This window comes from Turicibacter sp. (genome assembly GCF_017941855.1).
In the GTDB taxonomy this organism is placed as follows: Bacteria; Bacillota_I; Bacilli_A; order MOL361; family Turicibacteraceae; genus Turicibacter; species Turicibacter sanguinis.
The window spans coordinates 1-21761 of record NZ_JAGAVR010000113.1; the positions used below are offsets into that span (position 1 = coordinate 1).

A 21761-nucleotide genomic window follows, 5' to 3' on the forward strand; every position below is an offset into this window, starting at 1 on the left:
ACGTGCGGCATTCGTATTTCCGAATATAGTAGTTTTCCTAATACACTTTAACCATATTTTGAAGACAGAAAAGTCTACTTTCTTTTATCTTGGCGAAAAAAAGACTGACCCTTTGGAGTCAGTCTTTTAAATTATTTTACTCTTGCTTATAAACAATGAAATAAGTTTTATCTCTTTGATTTAATCAAAATATTACAAATATATTATCATTTTTTTATTCAGCATTTAACCACTTATCATTTTGCATGAAAATTGGTTTACTTCCACCATCGAATACATGATTCCCATAAAGAGCCGTTAAATAGGCTTTGAATTCATCTATATTGCTATATTTTGAAACAATGTAGGGTTCCATTGAGGCCACCTTTTCTAAAAATAAATATCCATCATCTGTTTTAATTAAAACACCCGTATGCCCAATAAATAGTGATTTATCCTCGTTGTAATTTAAGAAAACACTGATAATTGAAATATTATCGTCCGTCTCAAACTTTATCCCACGATTTTTCCATTCCTTTTGAATTTGTTTAACATGAAAACTTTGATCAGTCGTCTCTTTTGTTGAAATCGCCGTATAAAAGTTATGATAGGCACTTGCTTCTTCATCTGTAAACTGAATATTAGGATTTTCTTTAATAATCTCTTCATCAAATATTAAATTATTCATTTCGTCTGAGATAACGTCTTCTGTATCTATTTTAATTTGTTCCTTCATTAAGTTAAAAACTGTTAATCGGCAATTTTGATCTAAATAATCTGTTTGATTATCCCATTGTTCTTGAATATATGCATAATCAATCGATAAGTCAAAAAGATTAATTGTTTCAAATCCTACCTTCGTGTCTAGCGTATCCACAGCTAGTTTATTAAAATGATTGACCGATGTAAAAAATGAATTAATAGCTGACTGAGAAATACCATTTTCTAATAATAAAGCCGAAACTTTATGTTGAGTCTCGTCATCATTTAAGAATGAGTATGTAAAGGGAATAGATTGTTGCACTTCCGTACTTTCTTCTGATATTGATTCTAACTCTACTTTTTTAGAACTACATCCTGTAACTAATACAATAGCTGTTCCTACTAGTAAGAAATATTTCTTCATACTAAAATCCTCCACTTATTTAAAGTCTGTTTTATTATTTACCTATTAGACGCAAACATCAAGAAAAAAGTTTTAAAATACTAAAAAAGATTACTGAAATCAGTAATCTTTTTTTAGTATTATTTATGTTTTACCCAACCAACGGCAACTGCTCCTGGTCCCCCATGAACAGCTACTACTAATGAAATTGAATAGATATTAATTTCATGATTTGGATAAATTTCTTGTAATTCTGTTTGAACTGTTTTTGCAGCCTCTTCATTCCCAATATGCATCACAACTAATTGATAATCTTCTGTTAACTGTGCCTCTTTTGAAATTTCAATTAAACGCTTTAATGCCTTTTTAAACGTGCGAATCTTTTCAACAGCTTGGAATGTTCCATCAGGTTGAATTTGGCAAATAGGTTTAATTTGTAGTAAGCTACCTAATGCTGCTTCAACATTTGATAAGCGTCCACCTTTGCGTAAATTAGTTAAATCATTAATAGCTGCGTAAAATTGATTATTTTCACGAATCATTTCTAAGTACTCTAAAATTTCTTGAGCTGACGCTCCTTCTTTAGCTTTCATTGCTGCATAAACAGCAAACATACCTTGTGTATAAGTAACAGTACGTGAATCAAATACGTGAATATGCTCAGGGTTAACCATTTCTGCACATGTTAAAGCTGTTTGATGACTACCACTTAATTGGCTTGAAATGTTAATATGAATAATATCTTCATACCCTTGTTCAAATAATGATTCATATAAAGCTATCGTTTGTCCTGGAGATGGTTGTGAAGTTGTTGGTAACCCGTTGTAATTGGCACTACGCTCAAGAAACTCCTCAGGAGACATATCAATAAATTCTCGATAAGACTCAGTTCCAAAAACCACCGAAATATAGTTAACATAAATATCTAAAGCTTTTACAGTCTCTGCAGGAATACAACCTGTACTATCAGATACAATCGCGACTTTTGCCATATCATTTTCCTCCCAAATCTAGTTTGCTAATTAAATTTTATATTGATCTGGCATCCAGCAAGCTCCTACGCCTCCGCGACCAAAGTGAATCGCCATAACTGGGCCAATTTCATTTCCTACATGAACTTCTGCTTGATCACCGCAAGCTTCTTCCATTAATTTTTTCAACTCTTGTGCTAACTCTAAATCATTAGAATAAGTAAGGCGAACAATCTGCTTACCAGACTTTTCGATTTCCTCTTTTAAATGTTCTACCATCCATTTTAATACACGTTTTTTTGTACGAACTTTATCCAAAACATCAAGCTGGGCATCAACTAACCCGATAATTGGCTTAATATTTAATAAATTACCGATACTTGCTGCTGTTTTAGATAAACGCCCCGTTTTAACTAACGTATTTAAGTCATCAATGACTAAACAAAGTGTTGTATGATTACGATAAAATTCAATCACTTTTAATAATTCATCTAATGATTTTCCTTCATCGATTAATTGACAAACTTTAATAATAATATTTTCTTCCCCAATTGATGCGGTATTTAAATCGATAACCGAAATACGTCCTTCTAATCCATCTACCATTGTACTAGCAATACGTGCCGCATTAACTGTTCCGCTTACTTTTGGTGTACAATGTAAACTTAAAATATAATCGTACTCATCTTTGATTTGCTCATAAATCTGAACAAACACATCAGGTGATGGCTGTGATGTTGAGTATGATGCACCACTATCAATTAGATTAAATAACTCTTTATTATTGATTTCTTTATGCTCTACATAAGTTTGATCATTTACAATAACATTTAAATATCCATAATAAACATATGGATAGCGTTCTAGATCAGATGTCGTTAAATGCGTAAGACTATCTGTTACAATTGCAATTTTCATAATCCACCTCATTATCTTAACTATCAATATTATAACATATTTTATAATAACTCAAATATTCGACTTCATCTTAACGAACGAAAAATAGTTTTATTTTCAAAGCTTTCTGTTCTATTTTAACTTAAATCAAAAAAAAGTCAACTTTTTAAATACTAATCCTCTACTATAATATGAACTTTTCCATTATATTCATGCATTATATTAGAAAATACAAATTCCCTAAATAGTTGGTTTTTAATCTAGAATTCGATATAATTAAACCAAAGAACATGAGGTGATTACATGGAACGTTATTTAATGGTCGCACAAGATGGGGAAAATGAAATCATTGTAGATAAATCTCGTTTTATTTGTCACGTGAAACGTGTTTATAATGATCAAGATGCGATGGAATTTATCAAAGAAATCAAAAAAATCCATTGGAATGCCACACATAACTGCTCAGCCTATCAAGTTGGAGACTTCAACGAAATTCAAAAAGCAAATGATGATGGTGAGCCAAGTGGAACAGCTGGCGTTCCAATGCTTGAAGTCCTTCGAAAACAAGGAATCAAAAACTGCGTAGTCGTCGTCACACGTTACTTTGGTGGAATTAAACTTGGCGCTGGCGGCCTAATTCGTACATATGGAAAAGCCGTGTCAGAGGCGATTAAAGAACTCGGAGTCGTTGAGCGTAAAACAATGAAAACCATGTTCATCAATGCCGACTACACCCTACTTGGTACGATTCAAAATCGCTTAGAAGGAACAGACTACATCTTAAGTCAAGTTCATTATACAGATAAAATTTCAGTTGAAGTTTTAATCGATGTAGAAGCAGAAGAAGCATTTAAAAATTGGGTCATCGACATGACAAATGGAAAAGCAGACGTTATAGCTGGTGAAACATCATTCAGAGAAATTCCCTATCAACGAGAAAACTAAAAAAGACATTATCCACAAACTGGATAATGTCTTTTTTACTTCTGTTTTATAAAATTTTGATACCCAACAAATCCCTGTTCAATCTTATTCGCCCCTGCGTGATAATACGTTTTATCTTTTAAGCGATTCGGTAAATACTGTTGTTTCACGTAATGATTAGGATAATTATGAGGGAATTTATATTCTGTTCCAATTCCCAAATCTTTTGCCTCACCATAGTGAGCATCACGTAAATGTTTAGGAATGTCACCTACATTTCCTATTTTTAAATCTGCTAATGCCTCATCAATCGCAGAAATAGCAGAATTCGATTTCGGACTATTGGCAAGTAAAATAACCGCCTGAGCTAATGGAATACGTGCCTCAGGGAACCCTAGCTGCATCGCAGCATCCGTACAACTCTTAACGATCGAAACAGCTTGTGGATAAGCTAACCCAATATCTTCTGCTGCAATCACCAATAATCGTCTACAAATAGAAGTTAAATCACCTGCTTTAATCAAACGGGCTAAATAATGAATAGCAGCATCAGGGTCACTTCCACGAATCGATTTTTGAAAAGCACTTAACGTATCATAATGTTGATCGCCAAATCGATCATAAGAAAAGCCAGCTGTTACAGTACACTCTCTTGCAACTTCTAAATTTAGAACAAATCCTTCTGTCCTACAATTTGGATACAACGCAATCTCTAATGCATTTAAGGCCCGACGTAAGTCACCATTGGCTACATTTGCAATATAATTTAAAGCTTCCTCTTCTACCGTCAGTGGATACAAATAAAACTCTGACTCTACTAATTCAACCGCTCTCTTCAATCCATCTACAATCTCTTCAGGTGTTAAAGACTTAAACTCTAAAATTGTAGAACGACTTAAAATCGCACTAAAAATCGTAAAATAAGGATTCTCTGTTGTACTCGTAATTAATGTAATTTGACCTGTTTCAATATATTTTAGTAACGTTTGTTGTTGCTTCTTATTGAAGTTTTGAATCTCATCTAAATATAAAAAGATTCCATTCATTCCTTCCAGTGTATTCAAACTACTAATAATTTGTTTAATATCTTCAGTCTTTGCATCCGTCGCATTTAACTTATAAATCTTTTTATTCGATAAACTCGCAATAATATTTGCAATCGTCGTTTTCCCTGTACCAGAAGGACCATAAAAGATTAAATTTGGAATATGATTAACCTCTATTAACTTTCGTAAAATCTGCCCTTCTCCAATTAAGTGCTGCTGGCCAACTACCTCATCTAAAGTCCTTGGACGTATTAAATCTGCTAATGGTTTCATCATGAATTCCCCCTCCCTTGTATTATGGTTAAATAAACTACAAATTTTCAAATATATAAATTCAGATTATCTTTTCACTACATCCCTCCCTACTAATAGAGGATAAATCTGTAGAAAAAAATCCAAAAATAAAGAGTACTTCAACAAATATAGATTCACTAATATTTTACTTACAAAACAATCATCAACTGCTAGTCAAAAATAATTTTGTTTCGCTATAGAAAAAAAAGCTTCGGAAACCTCCGAAACTTTTAAATGTTTTAACGACGACGAATCTTATCAATATGATCTAACATAATTCCTGTTCCAACTACTACACAGTGTAATGGATTATCTGCTACAAAGACAGGAACATGTAACTCATCAGCTAATAAGCGGTCAAGGCCATGTAATAAGGCTCCACCACCTGTTAAGACGATACCTTTATTCATGATATCAGCTGATAATTCTGGAGGAGTTTGTTCAAGAACATTTTTCGCTGCATGAACAATAATACGTACTGATTCACGTAAAGCTTCTTCTACTTCAGTTGATGAAATAGTAATTGTACGAGGTAATCCTGATACTAAGTCACGTCCACGAACTTGTAATTCTTCTTCGCGACCTTCTGGATAAACTGTCGCAACACTGATTTTAATTTCTTCAGCTGTACGATCCCCGATTAATAATTTATAATTTGTTTTAATATAATCAACAATGTCTTGATCAAAACGGTTACCTGCAATTTTAATTGAAGCAGATGTTACGATATCTCCAAGCGATAAAACAGCGATATCTGCAGTTCCTCCACCAACGTCGATTACCATGTTACCAGATGGTTTAGAAATATCCATCCCCGCTCCTAAAGCAGCAATTTTTGGTTCTTCTTCAATGAATACTTCACGTGCACCACATTTTTCAGCAGCTTCACGGATAGCATTTTTTTCAACTAAAGTAATGTTAGTTGGGCAACAGATCATAATACGAGGTTGTGAAAGCATTCCTTTAATGTTTAACGAATTGATAAAATGTTTTAACATCATTTCAGTTGCCTCAATGTCAGCAATAACTCCATCTTTCATTGGACGAACAACTTCAATTTTACCTGGTGTACGACCAAGCATTTGACGGGCTTCTTCTCCCGCTGCAATCATACGACCTGATTGAGCATCAATTGAAACTACAGATGGTTCTTCAAGAACGATTCCTTTACCTTTTTCATATATTAAGACGTTAGCAGTACCTAAGTCGATTCCTATATCTTTAGAAAATAGCATACTTTCCTTCCTCCAAACTAATTTTTCAGTATTAGTATGTCTAAATAATTCATCACTATTTTATATTTTAACACAAATATATTGAACCGACTACAACTTTTCCTTCTCCTCTTTAGTTTTTTCAACAAAAAAAGCACTAATGCTCATTAGTGCTTTTTTCGCTTTTATAAATCACTTAATTTTTTATTAATAGCAGATTGTGGGTCAATTTTAACTTCATCTTTCATAATTTCAAAGTGCACCACATTTCCTGCGTCTGGTTCAAGTTGTGAAAGTCCAGTTGTTCCTAATACATCTCCTTGAGAGACTGAATCTCCAACGCTTACCTTAACATCATAAACACCATTGTAAATCGTTTTCACTCCGTTAGCATGTTCAATTGTCACAATCGTACCTTTTAAGATTTCATCTTTTACCGATGTAACAGTTCCTGTAAGAGATGCTACAACATTAGCAACTTCATCATTTGAACTTTTGAAACTCATACCTTTTGATTCATGGCTATACATTGATTGACCAACAGGATAGTAGAAGAAACTTTGAGTTTGAACATCAGTTTCAACTGTGTCACTATAATAATATTTTGTTACCTCAATGTCTTCACTATCTAATGGAGAACTAATAACTTCACCTAATGCAGCGGCATCTACAGCCTCTGATTGATTATTCATCGTTTGTAATTCTCCATTGTCTGTATAGATTAAATCATTGTTATTCCCATTAGCTGGATTTTGAACTGTTAAGTCTTCCGATGATTGGTTCACATATAATTGAACTCCGGCAAATACAGCAGATGCTCCTAATAAGACTACAAGTGCTAAGCTAATAGGGTCAATACGTTTAAATAATTTTTTGTTTTTTACATTTGTCATTTTTTCTTTTAATTTCATAGTCATCACCTCACCGTTATGATGACCACTTTTTTACTAACTTATTCAATTTTAGGAATTTTTTTCAATAATATTAACATTTTGGTAATAGTATTGGAGTATTTCTTGATAGTTTTTCCCTTGTTTAGCTAGTTGATTAGCCCCATATTGGCTCATTCCGACCCCATGACCGTAGCCATATGTCGTAATAAACACTTTATTGTCTTTAAATTCCAAAGAAAAATCACTTGATCTTAAACCTAGTTTTTCTCGAAATTCACGACCGCTATAGACAGTATCACCTACTGAAATCTCCTCTACATTACCTCCATCTGTATAACTTAAGATTTTAAAATCATTTTTTGTAAGACTTGAATCATTAAACGTATTACGTAATGCTGTTAAACTAAATTCAGTCACTTGCTCGTAAGTGGGGGCTGTTAAATCCCACTGACTACTGACACTTTTTAAGTATGGATATTCAACTGACCAATAATCTTCAGCATTTTCTGTATATCCATTGCTAATAGAAAAATAAAATGGAGTAATCATCTCACCATTGTATTCAATGATCTCTCCTTCCGTTTCAAGTACAGCTTGCTTCACTTTAGAATAGTATTTATCAAACTCATCTCCCCAACGTTCACGCATTTGAGATTCATCAAAATAAACTTGATGTTTAACTGTATCATGCATGTAATCTTCAGATTGTAGTTGATTGAGTGTATAAGTCCTTGCGGCAACTGCTTGAGCCTTTAAAGCTTCTAACTCATAGGCAGCTGGCATTTCACCCGCGACAACACCCACGATATACTCTTCAAGCAACAACTCTTCATAACTATTACTCTCTTCACGAAAAACAGTCACAACATTTTCTTTTGAGGCTTCAGTTTCTTGTGAAGAATCTACATTTTGAGTAGGGAGATGCATAACTTTCTCTACAACAGTTTGAGTTGAACGATAGATAATTTGAGATAACATCGGAATTATAACTAGTAATAAGATAAAAGATAAAATTAGAGCTGGTATTTTTTTCATATTCATCACCTATCTATTATGAATCAGTATTTGGTGTACTATTCAACTCTATGCATAGGCGATAAAGATATGACTAAACCATCAGCTTTTTATTAAAAAATTGATTTAAGTAATGTAAAGATATCAATAAAGTAATCAATAAATAATTTTGAGATACTTACGGTTAATACAATATACAAAATAATCACATCATTACGATGAGTCCCTCTTTTAAATAATTTTTCTAGTTGTAAAGACATTAACATCTTAAACACAATGGGTAAGACTAAGATGTACCATATAATCATAAAATAAGCTTGAACATTCATAAAATCCCTCCGATACTAGTTTACACATGCTCTAGTAGTGATAAAAAATAAAAACTATAAAGAAGCTTATAAAAATCATTTTACATCCTATCTGAGTTTATTTAAATCATTTTAATAAATTTTCCGAGATAAATGTAAAAAAATCCCACACTTCAAAATTGAAATGTGGGATTTTTTTATTTATTCAGAAATTCTTTTTTCACCAACTCGTATTTGGTTAAGAAGTTTAACGATTTCCATTTCAGATTTAATTAAATCTTCACGTGTTTTAGCATTTTGTTTTTGACGTTCAGTACGTTCAAGATCCATTTTAGCACGTGCAACATCAATGTCTTCAGCCATCATTGCATCATTTGATAAAACATTAACATGGTTATTAGAAACCTCGAAAATACCATTATCAATTGCAATATATGAACTTTCCCCATTCATATCAATACGTAACTCTCCAACACCAAGTGGTGTCATCATTGGAATATGATTGTATAAAACAGCAAAATCACCGTCAATACCACGTGCAAAGATGCGTTCTGCTTCTCCATCGAATACAAGTTTATCTGGTGTTACTACGCGAACCGTCATTACTGACACAGTACCACCTCACACTATTTCATCTTATTAGCTTTTTCGATTGCTTGCTCGATTGTTCCAACTAAACGGAATGCTTCTTCTGGTAAATTATCATGTTTTCCATCTAAGATTTCTTTGAATGCGCGAACTGTTTCAGCAACTGGTACATAAGAACCTTTTAATCCTGTAAACTGTTCTGCTACGTGGAAGCTTTGAGATAAGAATAATTGAACACGACGTGCACGGTGCACAACTTTTTTATCTTCTTCACTTAACTCATCCATACCTAAGATAGCGATGATATCTTGTAACTCACGGTAACGTTGTAACATCATCTGTACACGACGAGCTACATCATAGTGTTCTTGTCCTACGATGTCTGGTGATAAAGCGCGTGAAGTTGAAGCAAGTGGGTCTACCGCTGGATAGATACCCATTGCAGCAATACGACGCTCTAAGTTTGTTGTCGCATCTAAGTGGGCGAATGTTGTAGCTGGCGCTGGGTCAGTATAGTCATCCGCAGGAACGTATACTGCCTGAATAGAAGTGATTGATCCTTCTTTAGTTGATGTGATACGCTCTTGTAATTGTCCCATCTCAGTTGCAAGTGTTGGTTGGTAACCTACCGCTGAAGGCATACGTCCTAAAAGGGCAGAAACCTCAGAACCTGCTTGCGTGAAACGGAAGATATTATCGATGAATAATAATACGTCTTGTTTTAACTCATCGCGGAAATATTCAGCCATTGTTAAACCAGTTAAGGCAACACGTAAACGTGCTCCAGGTGGTTCGTTCATTTGTCCGAATACCATGGCAGTTTTATTGATTACTCCTGATTCAGTCATTTCATGGTATAAGTCGTTCCCTTCACGAGTACGTTCTCCTACACCGGCGAATACTGAAATCCCACCATGCTCTTGAGCGATATTGTTAATTAATTCCTGAATTAATACTGTTTTCCCTACTCCGGCACCACCGAATAAACCGATTTTACCACCTTTGATATAAGGTGCTAATAAGTCTACTACTTTGATTCCTGTTTCAAGGATTTCAACAGTTGTTGATAACTCTTCAAATTTAGGAGCTTCTTTATGAATTCCTTCATGTGGTGTTCCTGCTGGAACCTCACCTTTATTATCTACTGGTTGACCTAATACGTTGAAAATACGTCCTAAAGTTGCTTCTCCTACTGGTACGCTAATTGCATTTCCTGTATCCACAACTTCTAAACCGCGGACTAACCCGTCTGTTGCATCCATTGCGACAGTACGTACAACACCATCACCAAGTTGCACTGCAACTTCAAGTGTTAATGATTTACGTTCCCCACCAACTTCATAATCAACAGTTAAGGCATTGTAAATAGCAGGAAGATGGTCTAAACCAAACTTCACGTCTACTACTGGTCCGATTACGGCTACAATATGACCTGTTGCCATTTGTAATGACCTCCTTTTATTCTAAGGCTGAAGCTCCACCGACAATCTCAGTGATTTCTTGAGTAATTGCTGCTTGCCTTGCTCTATTGTAAACTAACTGTAAATTCTTAATGATTTCAACTGCATTATCAGTTGCATTTTGCATCGCATTCATACGAGAGGCATGCTCTGAAAGCTTAGCTGTAATCGCAACACCATAAATAGTTCCCTCTAAATATTTCGGTAAAATGGCATTGATTATATCTTCTTCTTTAGGTTCAAATGAATATTGAGCTTTTGATTTCTCTGCTTTCTTTGACTCTAAAGGTAAAATTTGTTTTGTCATAGGTTCTTGAGCGATTTTTGAAACGTAATGGTTATAAACCACTACAACCTCACTAATAACTCCAGCCATATAATCTCCGATTACTTTATCCACAACCGGTTTAATGTCTTGATATACAATGTCATCTGGAACGAAAACAAATTCATTCTCAACGACTAAGTTAGAACGTTTTGCATAATCAAATCCTTTGCTACCAATCATATAAAGTTTAGATTGATCGCTTGGTTTTGAATCAATTTGTTGTTGCAAAAGTTTTAAAACATTACTATTATATCCACCTGCAAGACCACGATCTGAAGTAATAACTAAGTATCCAGTACAATTAGCTTCACTTTTTGATTTAAAGAAAGGATGGTGGCTCATGCTAGATGAGCTTGAAATATTTCGCACCATATCCTCTAACGTTTCCATGTAGTGGTGATAGTTTTTAGTTTTAGCTTCTGATTTCGTTAACTTCGCCGCTGAAACCATTTGCATGGCTTTAGTAATCTGACTCGTATTTTGAGTCGAATTGATTTTATCTTTTATATCACGCATTGATTGAGCCATACTAGTTCACCGTCCTTATTTATTAATTGAAAACGGCTTTAAAGCTCTCAATTGCTTCGTTTAATAAATCTGTATCTGGTAAATCTTTTGTATCACGAATATGTGCAAAGATTTGTGGACGTTCATTTTCTAAGAATGTGTATAATTCTTTTTCAAAACGAGCGATATCTGCTAATTCGATGCTATCTAAGAATCCATTAACTAATGCGTAGATGATACATACTTGTTTTTCAACCGCAACTGGTTGATTAACACCTTGTTTTAATACTTCAACTGTGCGTTCCCCGCGAGCAAGTTTAGCACGAGTTGACTCATCTAAGTCAGATCCGAATTGAGCGAAGGCTTCTAATTCACGGTAAGAAGCTAAATCAAGACGTAATGTCCCCGCAACTTTTTTCATTGCTTTGATTTGAGCAGATCCCCCTACACGTGATACTGATAACCCGGCATCAATCGCAGGACGGATACCAGAATGGAAGTAATCTGATTTTAAGAAGATTTGTCCATCTGTAATCGAAATAACGTTTGTTGCAACGTATGCTGATAAGTCACCAGCTTGTGTTTCAATGAATGGTAAAGCAGTAATTGATCCTGCCCCTAACTCATCATTTAACTTCGCTGCACGCTCAAGTAAACGAGAATGTAAGTAGAATACATCCCCTGGATATGCTTCACGACCTGGTGGACGTTTTAATAATAATGATAACTCACGGTAAGCAGCTGCTTGTTTAGATAAATCATCATAAATAATTAATACGTGTTTACCAGCGTACATGAACTCTTCTGCCATCGCAACACCTGAATATGGTGCAACGTATAACATTGGAGATGGTTGAGAAGCTGATGCAGATACAACGATTGTATAGTTCATTGCATCATGTTTCTTTAATGTTTCAACTACTGAGTTTACAGTAGATTCTTTTTGTCCAATAGCAACATAAATACAGATAACATCTTGACCTTTTTGGTTTAAGATTGTATCAACTGCGATTGCTGTTTTACCAGTTTGACGGTCACCGATGATTAACTCACGTTGTCCACGTCCGATTGGAACTAAAGCATCAATCGCTTTGATCCCTGTTTGTAATGGTTCATGAACTGATTTACGAGCCATTACTCCTGTTGCTTTTGCTTCTGTTGGACGATATTTATTCGTATCGATTGGACCTAATCCATCGATTGGATTTCCTAATGCGTCTACAACACGTCCGATTAATGCCTCTCCTACTGGAACAGACATGATACGTCCTGTACGTTTAACTTCGTCACCTTCACTAATTGAACGGTACTCCCCTAAGATGATAACCCCAACGTTATCTTCTTCAAGGTTTTGTGCCATCCCAACAGCACCTGAGGCAAATTCAATAATTTCCCCAGCCATGACATTTTGAAGACCATGAACACGAGCGATTCCGTCCCCAACTGTTAATACCGTACCAGTTTCAGTTACATCTAATACTTGCTCATAGTTTTTAATTTGCTCGCGCAAAATTGCACTAATTTCTTCCGGTTTGATGGCCACCAATGCTCACCTCTATTCTATTTTAACTCAACGTTCATTAGATTTTGTTTTAAGTTTTTTAATTGTAACTTAATTGTGTTGTCATAAACAACATCTCCTAAGTTTACTTTATAACCACCAAGTAATGATGGATCAATAACTACGTTAAGCTTAACTTTTTGGTTTAATTTTTTTGTAAAAACATATGTTAACTGATTTAACTGAGCATCACTCAATGGAACAGCTGAATAAACAGTTCCTTCAACAATGCCGAAATGCTCATTAACCATTTGGTTAAAGGCAACCACAATTTCATTTAATAAATCGATACGGTCTTTATCAATTAATACCATTAAAAAATTAACTGAAATTTGTGGAGTATTTGATGAGAAAATAGATTTAATTAATTGTTTTTTCTCTTCTTTATCTAGTTTTGGAAGTGTTAAAACATTTAAGAATTGTGGTTGTTCTTTGATAGATGAAACAATCACATTAAAATCATTTTTAACTTCTTCTAAAACATTTTCTTCTAAAGCAATATCATATAAAGCTTTAGCATAAGTAGAAGCAATTTTACTCATGGCTTCCACCTACTTTAGATACGAATTGATTAAATAATTCATCGTGTGCTTTTGCATCGATTTCTTTTTCAATCATTTTTTCTGCAGAACTTACTGCTAACTCAACGATATCCTCACGAATACTCGCATAAACAGCCTTACGTTCTTGTTCGATATCGGCTGATGCTTTCGCTAATTTTTGTTGAGCTTCCATGCGAGCACTTGTCACGATTTCATCATGAATATTTTGTGCTTGTTTCTTAGAATTTTCAACGATTTCACGTGCTTCATCGCGTGCAACTTGCACTTGCGCTTCTGCAGATTGTTTTAAAGCAATTGCATCTGCTTTTAACATTTCTGCATGATTAATCTCTTCAGAAACTAACTCTTGACGCTTACGTAAGAATTCTTTCATAGGAGCCCATGCAAAATGCTTAATGACAAAGAATAAGACTAGAGTCGACAAGATTTGTAACGTGAAGTTGATCCAGTCTGGCATGATATAGATTTGCAAGTAGGTTGCCCCCTTTCTTATCAGTCTTAGATATAATTAGTTAGTTTATATGAATTATAATTGACCGATGAATGGGTTGATGAATAATAAGATGATTGCTACTACGAATCCGTAGATTGCTGATGTTTCCGCGATCGCTTGACCTAAGATCATCATTTGCATTACATCACCTTTTGCTTCTGGTTGACGTCCAACAGCTGCAGCAGCTTGACCTGCGGCATTACCTTGCCCGATCCCTGTCCCGATACCTGAACATACTGCGATTCCAGCTCCAACAGCTGACATACCTAATACGAATGCTTCATTTGAAATTGTTGATGCAACAGTTTGTAAAAACATAATTAAATTCCTCCTAATAACTTGTTATTTTAATTTTTTTAATTTTTGGATTACTCCATTGCCCCTTGTGTCCAAATCATTGTTAACATGATAAAGATGAGCGTTTGAATAACTCCCGCAAAGATATCAAAATATCCATGCGCAAATGGAGCGATTAATGGTGAGAACCATCCAAGTGCTTGATATACAAGTGACATAATAATACCACCACTTAAAATATTACCAAACAAACGGAAAGATAACGAGATTGGTTTCGCAAGCTCTCCAGTAATATTTAAAGGTAATAAGAATGGGAAGTCCCCAAGATATGTGTCGTATAAGTAACCACCAATACCTTTAGTTTTGATCCCTGATCCAACCATTAAGACAATAGTCATAACAGCCAAGGCTAATGTGACGTTGTAATCTGATGTTGGTGCTGTTAATCCAATAAGCCCCAATAAATTGGCACAGACTAAATACACAGCTAAAGTTCCAATATATGGGGCAAATTTCATATGCTTAGTCCCCATTGTTTGATCTACTAATCCTTCAATACCTGTAATCAGTATCTCTAAGAATAGGACAACACCCTTCGATGGTTTCGATGGATCTGCCTTTTTAACTTTGCTACCAAACCAGATAAATAGTACACATAACACAACGACCAATAAAACTGAATTGGCAACCGTTGGATTAACTAATGTTTCTCCATTAGAATTTTCAACAACGATTTTCATTAGTAATGGACTCATTCTTAACCTCCTTTCTTAGAGATTCATAGAAAATGAATCAATATTTTACTTTTTAATTCTTACCCCTAAAACACACATAATCTGTTTTAAGTTTTGGCTCTAGTTTGTTAAAAACAATCTATTGAGCTATATATTCAACGATGATTACTTTTTGTTTTTTCCATAGCCAAACGTAAAGAAACCATCAGTTTGAATCGCAAATCGTACCATTGAAATTCCAATAATTGCTGCAATAAATGCATGAGTTCCAAACTGAACTGCTAGAACAAGTGTTGCGGCATAAATGACTAATCGAATAACTAAATTCGACATCATCGATGACCTAGCACCCTTTTCTTGACGATCTAGTGCATTTTTAGCACCAATAACAATTAATCGGAAATTAATAAGGTTAACAATAACTCCTAGCCAGTACCCGATTATCATATTTACCATTGGCCACTTAAATACCATTGCCACAATTGCAATTAAAAAAGTAAAAACCAATGCCAATTGAATAACTCTTTTAGGTACGACTCTAATTGGATCATTCTGTAATTGACTCAAGACTTATCCCTCTTATCTATTTTAATTATTAACAGATAAACACTTTTAATGCCGCTGAAGAACCCGATAAAGATAAATAATAATAAAAATAACGGAGATGTATGCAACCACTGGTCAAGATATTTACCGATAAATAAACCAACCATAATATTAGCTACCATCGTAATTCCAACCTGTGACATAAGCGTCATCCACTTCATGGCTTTTACAACTTTAGGTGATCCACTCATTTATTTCGTTCCGAAAATTCGGTCTCCTGCATCTCCAAGACCAGGTACAATGTAACCTTTTTCGTTCAATTTCTCATCTAAAGATGCTAAGTAAATTGTTACATCTGGGTGAGCTTCATTAACTGCTTTAACTCCTTCAGGTGCACCAACTAAACAAACAAGTTTAATATTTTTAGCTCCGCGTTTTTTAATTGAATTGATTGCTGCAATAGCAGATCCCCCTGTTGCTAACATCGGGTCAACAATGAAAATATCACGTTGATCAAGTCCATCTGGGAACTTTGCGAAATACTCAACTGGTTGTAATGTCTCTTCATCACGGAAAATTCCAATATGTCCAATACGAGCAGATGGAATCATTTGTAAGATACCGTCAACCATTCCAAGACCAGCACGTAAAATTGGTACAACAACCATTTTTTTACCTGCAATAACATTAGCCTTAGTTGTTGCAACTGGTGTTTGAATTTCGATTTGTTCTAATGGTAAATCACGCGTAATTTCATAAACCATTAATCCACCGATTTCATTAATCATTTGGCGAAATTGAGTTGTCGATGTTTCCTTTTGTCGGATTTGTGTTAGCTTATGTTGAATTAACGGATGATCTAAAATATTAACTTTAATCACGTCGGTCACCTCTTTTTTTTCTATAATTTTTCATAATTCATTTAGTAATTCTACAACTTTTTAACTATCATTTCAATCAATAAATAGTATAAATCGTGAATACATTTACATGTTTCTACAAAATTTTTACGTTTATCATTTTTTTCAACAACATTATCTATTGTACACACTCTATCAGTTTGAACGAATCTTACTATTTATATGTTTAACAAAAAAAGAAATCCTATTTCAGGATTTCATAAGCGTTTTCATATTTTGATATTTTCTCAATACGTGCAGTATGGTGTGCACCCATAAATTCCGTTGTTAACCATACAGAAACGATTTCACGAGCAAGACCCGGACCAATGACACGTCCTCCCATTGCTAAAACATTTGAATCGTTATGTTCGCGAGTTGCTTTTGCAGAAAATAAATCATGAACTAATGCACAACGAATTCCCTTAACTTTATTCGCTGCAATACTAATTCCGATTCCAGTACCACAAATTAAGATTCCACGATCAAATTCTTTAGCTGCAACAGCTTCTGATACTTTAAACGCGTAATCTGGATAATCTACCGCACAATCATTATAACTTCCAAAGTCCTCATATTGTACATTCATATCGTTTAATAAAGCTAAAATTTCTTGTTTTAACGCAAATCCACCATGATCACATGCAATAGCTACTTTCATGAATATACACTCCTTCTTACCTGTCAAAATCACATCCATTTTATTATATCATAAAATTTAGGTGATAAATAAAACTATCCTTCAAAATTTTCCCACTTTTATCTTCCATTTTTATCTAATCATTTCCATTTATCTAAAATTTAATACTCATAACACGCATCTGATCATCTTTAAATAAATCTGATTCCCCTAAATTAGTTGGTTTCTTCACCTCAATAAATCCTAGTAATTCAAACAACTGGTAAGCATATGGTTGATTAGCCATTGAAATCAGTTGATTAATTCCCGCTGCCTTAGCACTAGCGTACAATTCAAAAAACATATTAACTAATAAATCGGGATTAATTTGATGATTATAAATGAAATAACGAATAATCCCTAATCCATCAAACTTTTCATAGGATACCATCCCAGTCACCTCTTCGTCATTCTTAATTAAAACAGAATGGGCGATAATTTCTTCATTTACTGTTTCAATCCCTGATGCTCTTTTTACAAATTCACATACTAAATCATAATCTTCACTTGTATAACGTTTCACACTTGCCATAATCTACTCCCCCTCCTATATACATAACGATTCATAACCTGGATAATGAAAGTTGGTCTTAGTTATTCAGATACTTGATAATCAAGTCCAACTATAATCCCGATAAAAGTTTCTTTCTATATATCTACAGAAATGTTTTACACACTTTCGAATTAGACTCGATTGATGATATAAACACTAACTAGACGGGTCGCCTATTATTTTCAAATAAAATGACCTTCTATTAATAGGGCAATCAACTAATGTACAAAACTTAGCAGACTGATATAGAGAAAATTAATCACAGTTATATATCTAAATCTATATTCGCTATCTAGCTAAATTATTAATAAAATACTTAAATAACAAAAAAAGAATAACAAAGCAATTGCTACTTCATTATTCTTAACTAGATAAAAGGAGTTGAATGGGAGTGTTTGTTTTTATAAGCAAAGAATATTTTAATATTCATCCTCATATAAATACCAATTTGCTTTTGCTGATTGATCTACCTTTGCATAAGTATTCTCATTTACTTTAGTGTCACGCCCACCAAAAAGAGTTTCAAACACTTCACCAAAATATGATTTAAATTGTTTAGTTTGAAATGCCTCTTGTGTTGTCTCCATTGCTGTATATTGAGCATTCCAATGATCGTCTGATTCCTCAGCTTTAGTTGCACTTGGACCTAAACAAAGATCAGGATTCATAAAACACCACCAATTGTTACCAAGACCATCACCGATTGTAATAACTAAACTTTCATAGTAACCTGCATCATAAGTTGCTCCGTTGTATTGTTTTTCCGGAAATAAATGTGCACCATATGAAACCTCGAACTCTTCATCATAATTGATAGTATCTAAAACATAAGCTACTGTTTTTTCAATCTCACCAATATTTTCAACAATAAATTGTCGAGTTGAATCAATCGTTTCAAAATATGTTTTATTGTTTGCTAAATATTCATCAATAGCAAATCGAACCATTTTCTTAGCTTGTTGATCTTCATATTTATTTGAATTAGGAATAATACGAATTCTAATTGCTGTATCATTCACTGTCACAGTTTCCTCTGCATATGTTGTTTTTGTTTCAGTTTTTCCTATTTGGTATACTACTACCATCATAATTAAAGTTATTGCTACGATAATTTTTGTTTTGTTTGTCATCTCAAACACCATCCCTTTCGCTGATAACTCAGTATGGATGATTTTTTTAAAATTATACATCTAACTTTATTTTTTTAAAACTTTTTTTATTTCTTCTTCTGAAATAGCACCTTGGCGTAAAATAACTATCTCACTTTGCGTGCAATCTAAAATAGTAGATGGTACTTTCTCCATCGTCTCTCCATCATCAATAACAAACTTCACACGAGAGATAACTGGATTCGAAGTTTCTATCATTGTCGGACTAGGTTCTCCAGAAATATTAGCACTCGTTGTAGCTAAGGGCCCGATCTTCTCTAGCAATTCAAGAGCCACTGGATGATTTGGAATACGTAATCCAATTGTCGATTTTCCACGTGTAATCTCATCTGCTAACTCCAACTTTGTATTCAATATTAGCGTCAATCCTCCAGGTAAAAAATTATCCACAAGCACCTTAACCTGTTGATCTAGTGGTCCAACAATCTCCTCCATCTGCATAACATTCGCACATAAAATAATCAGTGACTTATCTGTCGGACGATTCTTCACCTCAAAAATCTTATTCAAAGCAATGGGAGAATGAATATTAGCCCCAATTCCATACACCGTATCAGTTGGAAAAACAATGACATCATCTTCATGAAGTTGTCCTATTATTTCAGATAGCTGTTCCTTTTTAAAAATCATTCATATTCCTCCTACAAAAAGGAGGATGTCTAAAGACATCCCCATTCTATACATTACTTACTCTATCATCATAATTAAAGATAGTATTCTCTCTTTGCTAATAATAACTAAGAGAACATTTGATTTATTTCATCTTAAGCAAGGTTCACCCCCGCCCACTAGCGGAGGAAAGCTAAGAGCTCTCTTCGCTCGCTTTCATCTTAAACGAGGTTCAATCTCTTACTTTATATCTCCCCAGTGATTGAGGAAATCTAGCTTCGCTAGCCTGGGTCCCCCCTACTTATTTATAATAATTGTCATACGGTCTTTTCCGTTTAGGTCTTTTAATGTTTCAAATTCTGCATTTGGGAAGTGTTGTTTCACAAGTTCAGCCATGGCTTCTTTGTGATTATAAGCATGCTCAAATGCAATAATATTTTTCTCATTTACCACTTTATGAGCATCTTTTAAAATTTGACGATAGAATTTTAATCCATCTTCTCCACCAAATAAAGCTAAGTGTGGTTCATTATCTTTCACAAGTGGATCCACATCTTCAGTTAATGGAATATATGGAGGATTTGAAACTAAAATATCAAACTTTAATCCACGTTCAATTAAAGGTTGTAACATATCCCCTTGATAGAACGTCACATTAGCTCCTAAATTAGCAGCATTTTTCTTTGCCACTTCTAAAGCTGCCTCAGAAAGCTCAGTTACTGTCACTTCCATATTTGGCTCTTCAACCGCTAAAGTAACACCAATTGCACCACTACCTGTTCCAACATCAACGAGTTTAACTGCTGCCCCATCAAACACATCATCATATGTTGATAAAACATTAGCTACTAACTCTTCCGTTTCAAAACGAGGAATTAATACGTCATCATTTACGATAAATTTATGACCAAAGAACGTTTCATAGCCCATAATGTGTTGCACAGGGATATTTTGCTCCACATACGTTTTAACACTACGTTCAAATTCTTCAACTTGTTCTTGTGGCACTTCCATATTCATATCAGCTAAAATTTCGTAACTCTCTTTCCCAGTTACATGCATTAATAATAATTTAACAGCTGAATCTTCTTTTCCATTTTCAAGGGCATAATCTTCAGCCCACTTTAACAATTCGCGCATTGTTTTCATTTTTATCACCGTCTTCTTAAAATCAATCCCATTTTACTCTAAATTCTATAAACATGCAAATCATTTATTTATCCCAATTCAAAACATCCTGATTAATCAGATCGACATTCTCTATCAATACGCACTATTTTCTCTATATTTATTCACTTCTTTATTCAAATAGCCTTGTGTATAAATGACTCTATATCTTTTAAAATATTATTCTCTTCATTTCTCTAAAATCTTTATCCTGGCCATCACCATTTCATTCGCCTAACATATATTATATTAGATGCAGCAATAAATGCAGTATTTAAGCATTATTGGAACCATATTTTAGAATTACTAAAAAAATATCTTAAAAAAACTTATTTTTTTTACACAATATACGTTTAAAATTCACAGTATAGGTTCATACTATAATTGTCCGTAAGACGAGAAACTTACGGGTATACTCTTCCCCCCATATAAAACTTTATTTCATTACTCATTTCTCTCCCCAATTTTTAAAGTTTTATTTTTCATACTCTCTCCTTATAATTCTCTCCCAAAGTATTTTAATACTTTAAACTCCCTCGTGAAAGCAAAGACTTTTTCCGAGCTTCCCTCTTTTCCCCCAAAGAGGTTCGAGGGATAGATGAGAATTTACTCCCCCCAGTGAATTCTCATCACTTGAACACTGTAGAGGTCTCCCCCCCTCTACAGTCTCCTAATTTTAAAAAAGCGCCCCTCCCCCGGGCGCTTTTTTAATACTTATTTACATCAAAAAGTATTATTTTAATCCAATATAATTAAATTTTAAATTTTTTTGTATTTAATGTTTAAAAATAATTATAACTGCCTATACTATAATTGTCCGTAAGACGAGAAACTTACGGGCATACTCTTCCCCCCATATAAAACTTTATTTCATTACTCATTTCTCTCCCCAATTTTTAAAGTTTTATTTTTCATACTCTCTCCTTATAATTCTCTCCCAAAGTATTTTAATACTTTAAACTC

General features: G+C 34.1%; 25 protein-coding genes. 1 reads left to right on the forward strand and 24 read right to left on the reverse strand.

All coding sequences use genetic code 11. From position 1 onward, the window contains the following. Positions 1–214: 214 nt before the first annotated feature. From J6D32_RS12310 to J6D32_RS12320, 3 genes are all read right to left on the reverse strand, one after another. Positions 215–1105, reverse strand: coding sequence for a DUF4300 family protein (locus J6D32_RS12310; protein ID WP_287467720.1), 891 nt, complete (start codon positions 1103–1105; stop codon positions 215–217). A 119-nt stretch (positions 1106–1224) separates the two neighbouring features. Further along, positions 1225–2076 carry a DegV family protein gene (locus J6D32_RS12315; RefSeq protein ID WP_006784616.1) on the reverse strand — a complete coding sequence of 284 codons (852 nt, stop codon included), beginning with the start codon at positions 2074–2076 and terminating at the stop codon, positions 1225–1227. 30 nt (positions 2077–2106) lie between these two features. Beyond that, positions 2107–2973, reverse strand: a complete 867-nt coding sequence (locus tag J6D32_RS12320) for a DegV family protein (RefSeq protein ID WP_006784615.1) — start codon at positions 2971–2973, stop codon at positions 2107–2109. Between the two features lie 282 nt (positions 2974–3255). Between J6D32_RS12320 and J6D32_RS12325 the strand changes: the two genes are divergently transcribed. Next, positions 3256–3897, forward strand: coding sequence for a YigZ family protein (locus tag J6D32_RS12325; RefSeq protein WP_006784614.1), 642 nt, complete (start codon positions 3256–3258; stop codon positions 3895–3897). Between the two features lie 35 nt (positions 3898–3932). On the opposite strand, the gene J6D32_RS12330 is transcribed toward J6D32_RS12325, so the two are convergent. The 21 genes from J6D32_RS12330 to prmC all read right to left on the reverse strand — a co-directional run bounded on the left by J6D32_RS12330 (position 3933) and on the right by prmC (position 20780). Beyond that, a complete protein-coding gene (locus J6D32_RS12330) occupies positions 3933–5198 on the reverse strand; it encodes a replication-associated recombination protein A (RefSeq protein ID WP_287467721.1) in 1266 nt (421 codons plus the stop codon). A 257-nt stretch (positions 5199–5455) separates the two neighbouring features. After that, on the reverse strand, positions 5456–6451 hold the full coding sequence (gene mreB / locus J6D32_RS12335; RefSeq protein ID WP_006784612.1) for a rod shape-determining protein MreB: 996 nt from the start codon (positions 6449–6451) through the stop codon (positions 5456–5458). Between the two features lie 164 nt (positions 6452–6615). Then, on the reverse strand, positions 6616–7341 hold the full coding sequence (locus tag J6D32_RS12340) for a M23 family metallopeptidase (protein ID WP_006784611.1): 726 nt from the start codon (positions 7339–7341) through the stop codon (positions 6616–6618). Between the two features lie 51 nt (positions 7342–7392). Beyond that, positions 7393–8358, reverse strand: a complete 966-nt coding sequence (gene spoIID / locus J6D32_RS12345; protein WP_009606118.1) for a stage II sporulation protein D — start codon at positions 8356–8358, stop codon at positions 7393–7395. Positions 8359–8450: 92 nt separating this feature from the next. Beyond that, positions 8451–8666 (reverse strand): hypothetical protein, encoded by a 216-nt coding sequence (locus J6D32_RS12350; protein ID WP_006784609.1) that lies wholly within the window; start codon positions 8664–8666, stop codon positions 8451–8453. A gap of 180 nt (positions 8667–8846) precedes the next feature. Then, a complete protein-coding gene (gene atpC, locus J6D32_RS12355) occupies positions 8847–9248 on the reverse strand; it encodes an ATP synthase F1 subunit epsilon (RefSeq protein ID WP_155062175.1) in 402 nt (133 codons plus the stop codon). Between the two features lie 23 nt (positions 9249–9271). After that, positions 9272–10675: a F0F1 ATP synthase subunit beta gene (gene atpD, locus J6D32_RS12360; protein ID WP_006784607.1), complete on the reverse strand. Its 1404-nt coding sequence runs from the start codon at positions 10673–10675 to the stop codon at positions 9272–9274. A gap of 16 nt (positions 10676–10691) precedes the next feature. Then, a complete protein-coding gene (gene atpG, locus J6D32_RS12365) occupies positions 10692–11549 on the reverse strand; it encodes an ATP synthase F1 subunit gamma (protein ID WP_155234881.1) in 858 nt (285 codons plus the stop codon). Between the two features lie 22 nt (positions 11550–11571). Beyond that, positions 11572–13071 (reverse strand): F0F1 ATP synthase subunit alpha, encoded by a 1500-nt coding sequence (gene atpA / locus J6D32_RS12370; RefSeq protein WP_006784605.1) that lies wholly within the window; start codon positions 13069–13071, stop codon positions 11572–11574. 17 nt (positions 13072–13088) lie between these two features. Continuing rightward, a complete protein-coding gene (locus J6D32_RS12375; RefSeq protein ID WP_009606119.1) occupies positions 13089–13631 on the reverse strand; it encodes a F0F1 ATP synthase subunit delta in 543 nt (180 codons plus the stop codon). Further along, positions 13624–14124 (reverse strand): F0F1 ATP synthase subunit B, encoded by a 501-nt coding sequence (gene atpF / locus J6D32_RS12380; protein WP_006784603.1) that lies wholly within the window; start codon positions 14122–14124, stop codon positions 13624–13626. Before atpF ends, J6D32_RS12375 begins: the two co-directional genes overlap by 8 nt. A gap of 54 nt (positions 14125–14178) precedes the next feature. Further along, the gene (gene atpE / locus J6D32_RS12385) at positions 14179–14463 is read right to left on the reverse strand and encodes an ATP synthase F0 subunit C (RefSeq protein ID WP_006784602.1); all 285 of its coding nucleotides are present in this window, start codon (positions 14461–14463) and stop codon (positions 14179–14181) included. A 50-nt stretch (positions 14464–14513) separates the two neighbouring features. Next, positions 14514–15197, reverse strand: a complete 684-nt coding sequence (gene atpB / locus J6D32_RS12390; RefSeq protein ID WP_006784601.1) for a F0F1 ATP synthase subunit A — start codon at positions 15195–15197, stop codon at positions 14514–14516. 144 nt (positions 15198–15341) lie between these two features. Next, positions 15342–15743 carry an ATP synthase subunit I gene (locus J6D32_RS12395; RefSeq protein ID WP_006784600.1) on the reverse strand — a complete coding sequence of 134 codons (402 nt, stop codon included), beginning with the start codon at positions 15741–15743 and terminating at the stop codon, positions 15342–15344. Further along, entirely contained in the window at positions 15740–15973 is a 234-nt protein-coding gene (locus tag J6D32_RS12400; RefSeq protein WP_009606112.1) for an AtpZ/AtpI family protein, read from the reverse strand. Before J6D32_RS12400 ends, J6D32_RS12395 begins: the two co-directional genes overlap by 4 nt. Continuing rightward, entirely contained in the window at positions 15974–16600 is a 627-nt protein-coding gene (upp, locus tag J6D32_RS12405) for a uracil phosphoribosyltransferase (RefSeq protein ID WP_425598129.1), read from the reverse strand. Positions 16601–16826: 226 nt separating this feature from the next. After that, positions 16827–17282 carry a ribose 5-phosphate isomerase B gene (gene rpiB / locus J6D32_RS12410; RefSeq protein ID WP_006784597.1) on the reverse strand — a complete coding sequence of 152 codons (456 nt, stop codon included), beginning with the start codon at positions 17280–17282 and terminating at the stop codon, positions 16827–16829. 133 nt (positions 17283–17415) lie between these two features. Beyond that, entirely contained in the window at positions 17416–17832 is a 417-nt protein-coding gene (locus J6D32_RS12415) for a hypothetical protein (RefSeq protein WP_006784596.1), read from the reverse strand. 440 nt (positions 17833–18272) lie between these two features. Beyond that, on the reverse strand, positions 18273–18983 hold the full coding sequence (locus J6D32_RS12420) for a stage II sporulation protein R (RefSeq protein ID WP_006784595.1): 711 nt from the start codon (positions 18981–18983) through the stop codon (positions 18273–18275). 66 nt (positions 18984–19049) lie between these two features. After that, positions 19050–19652, reverse strand: coding sequence for an L-threonylcarbamoyladenylate synthase (locus J6D32_RS12425; RefSeq protein ID WP_129821608.1), 603 nt, complete (start codon positions 19650–19652; stop codon positions 19050–19052). 276 nt (positions 19653–19928) lie between these two features. Beyond that, positions 19929–20780: a peptide chain release factor N(5)-glutamine methyltransferase gene (gene prmC, locus J6D32_RS12430; RefSeq protein WP_006784593.1), complete on the reverse strand. Its 852-nt coding sequence runs from the start codon at positions 20778–20780 to the stop codon at positions 19929–19931. Positions 20781–21761 lie beyond the last annotated feature (981 nt).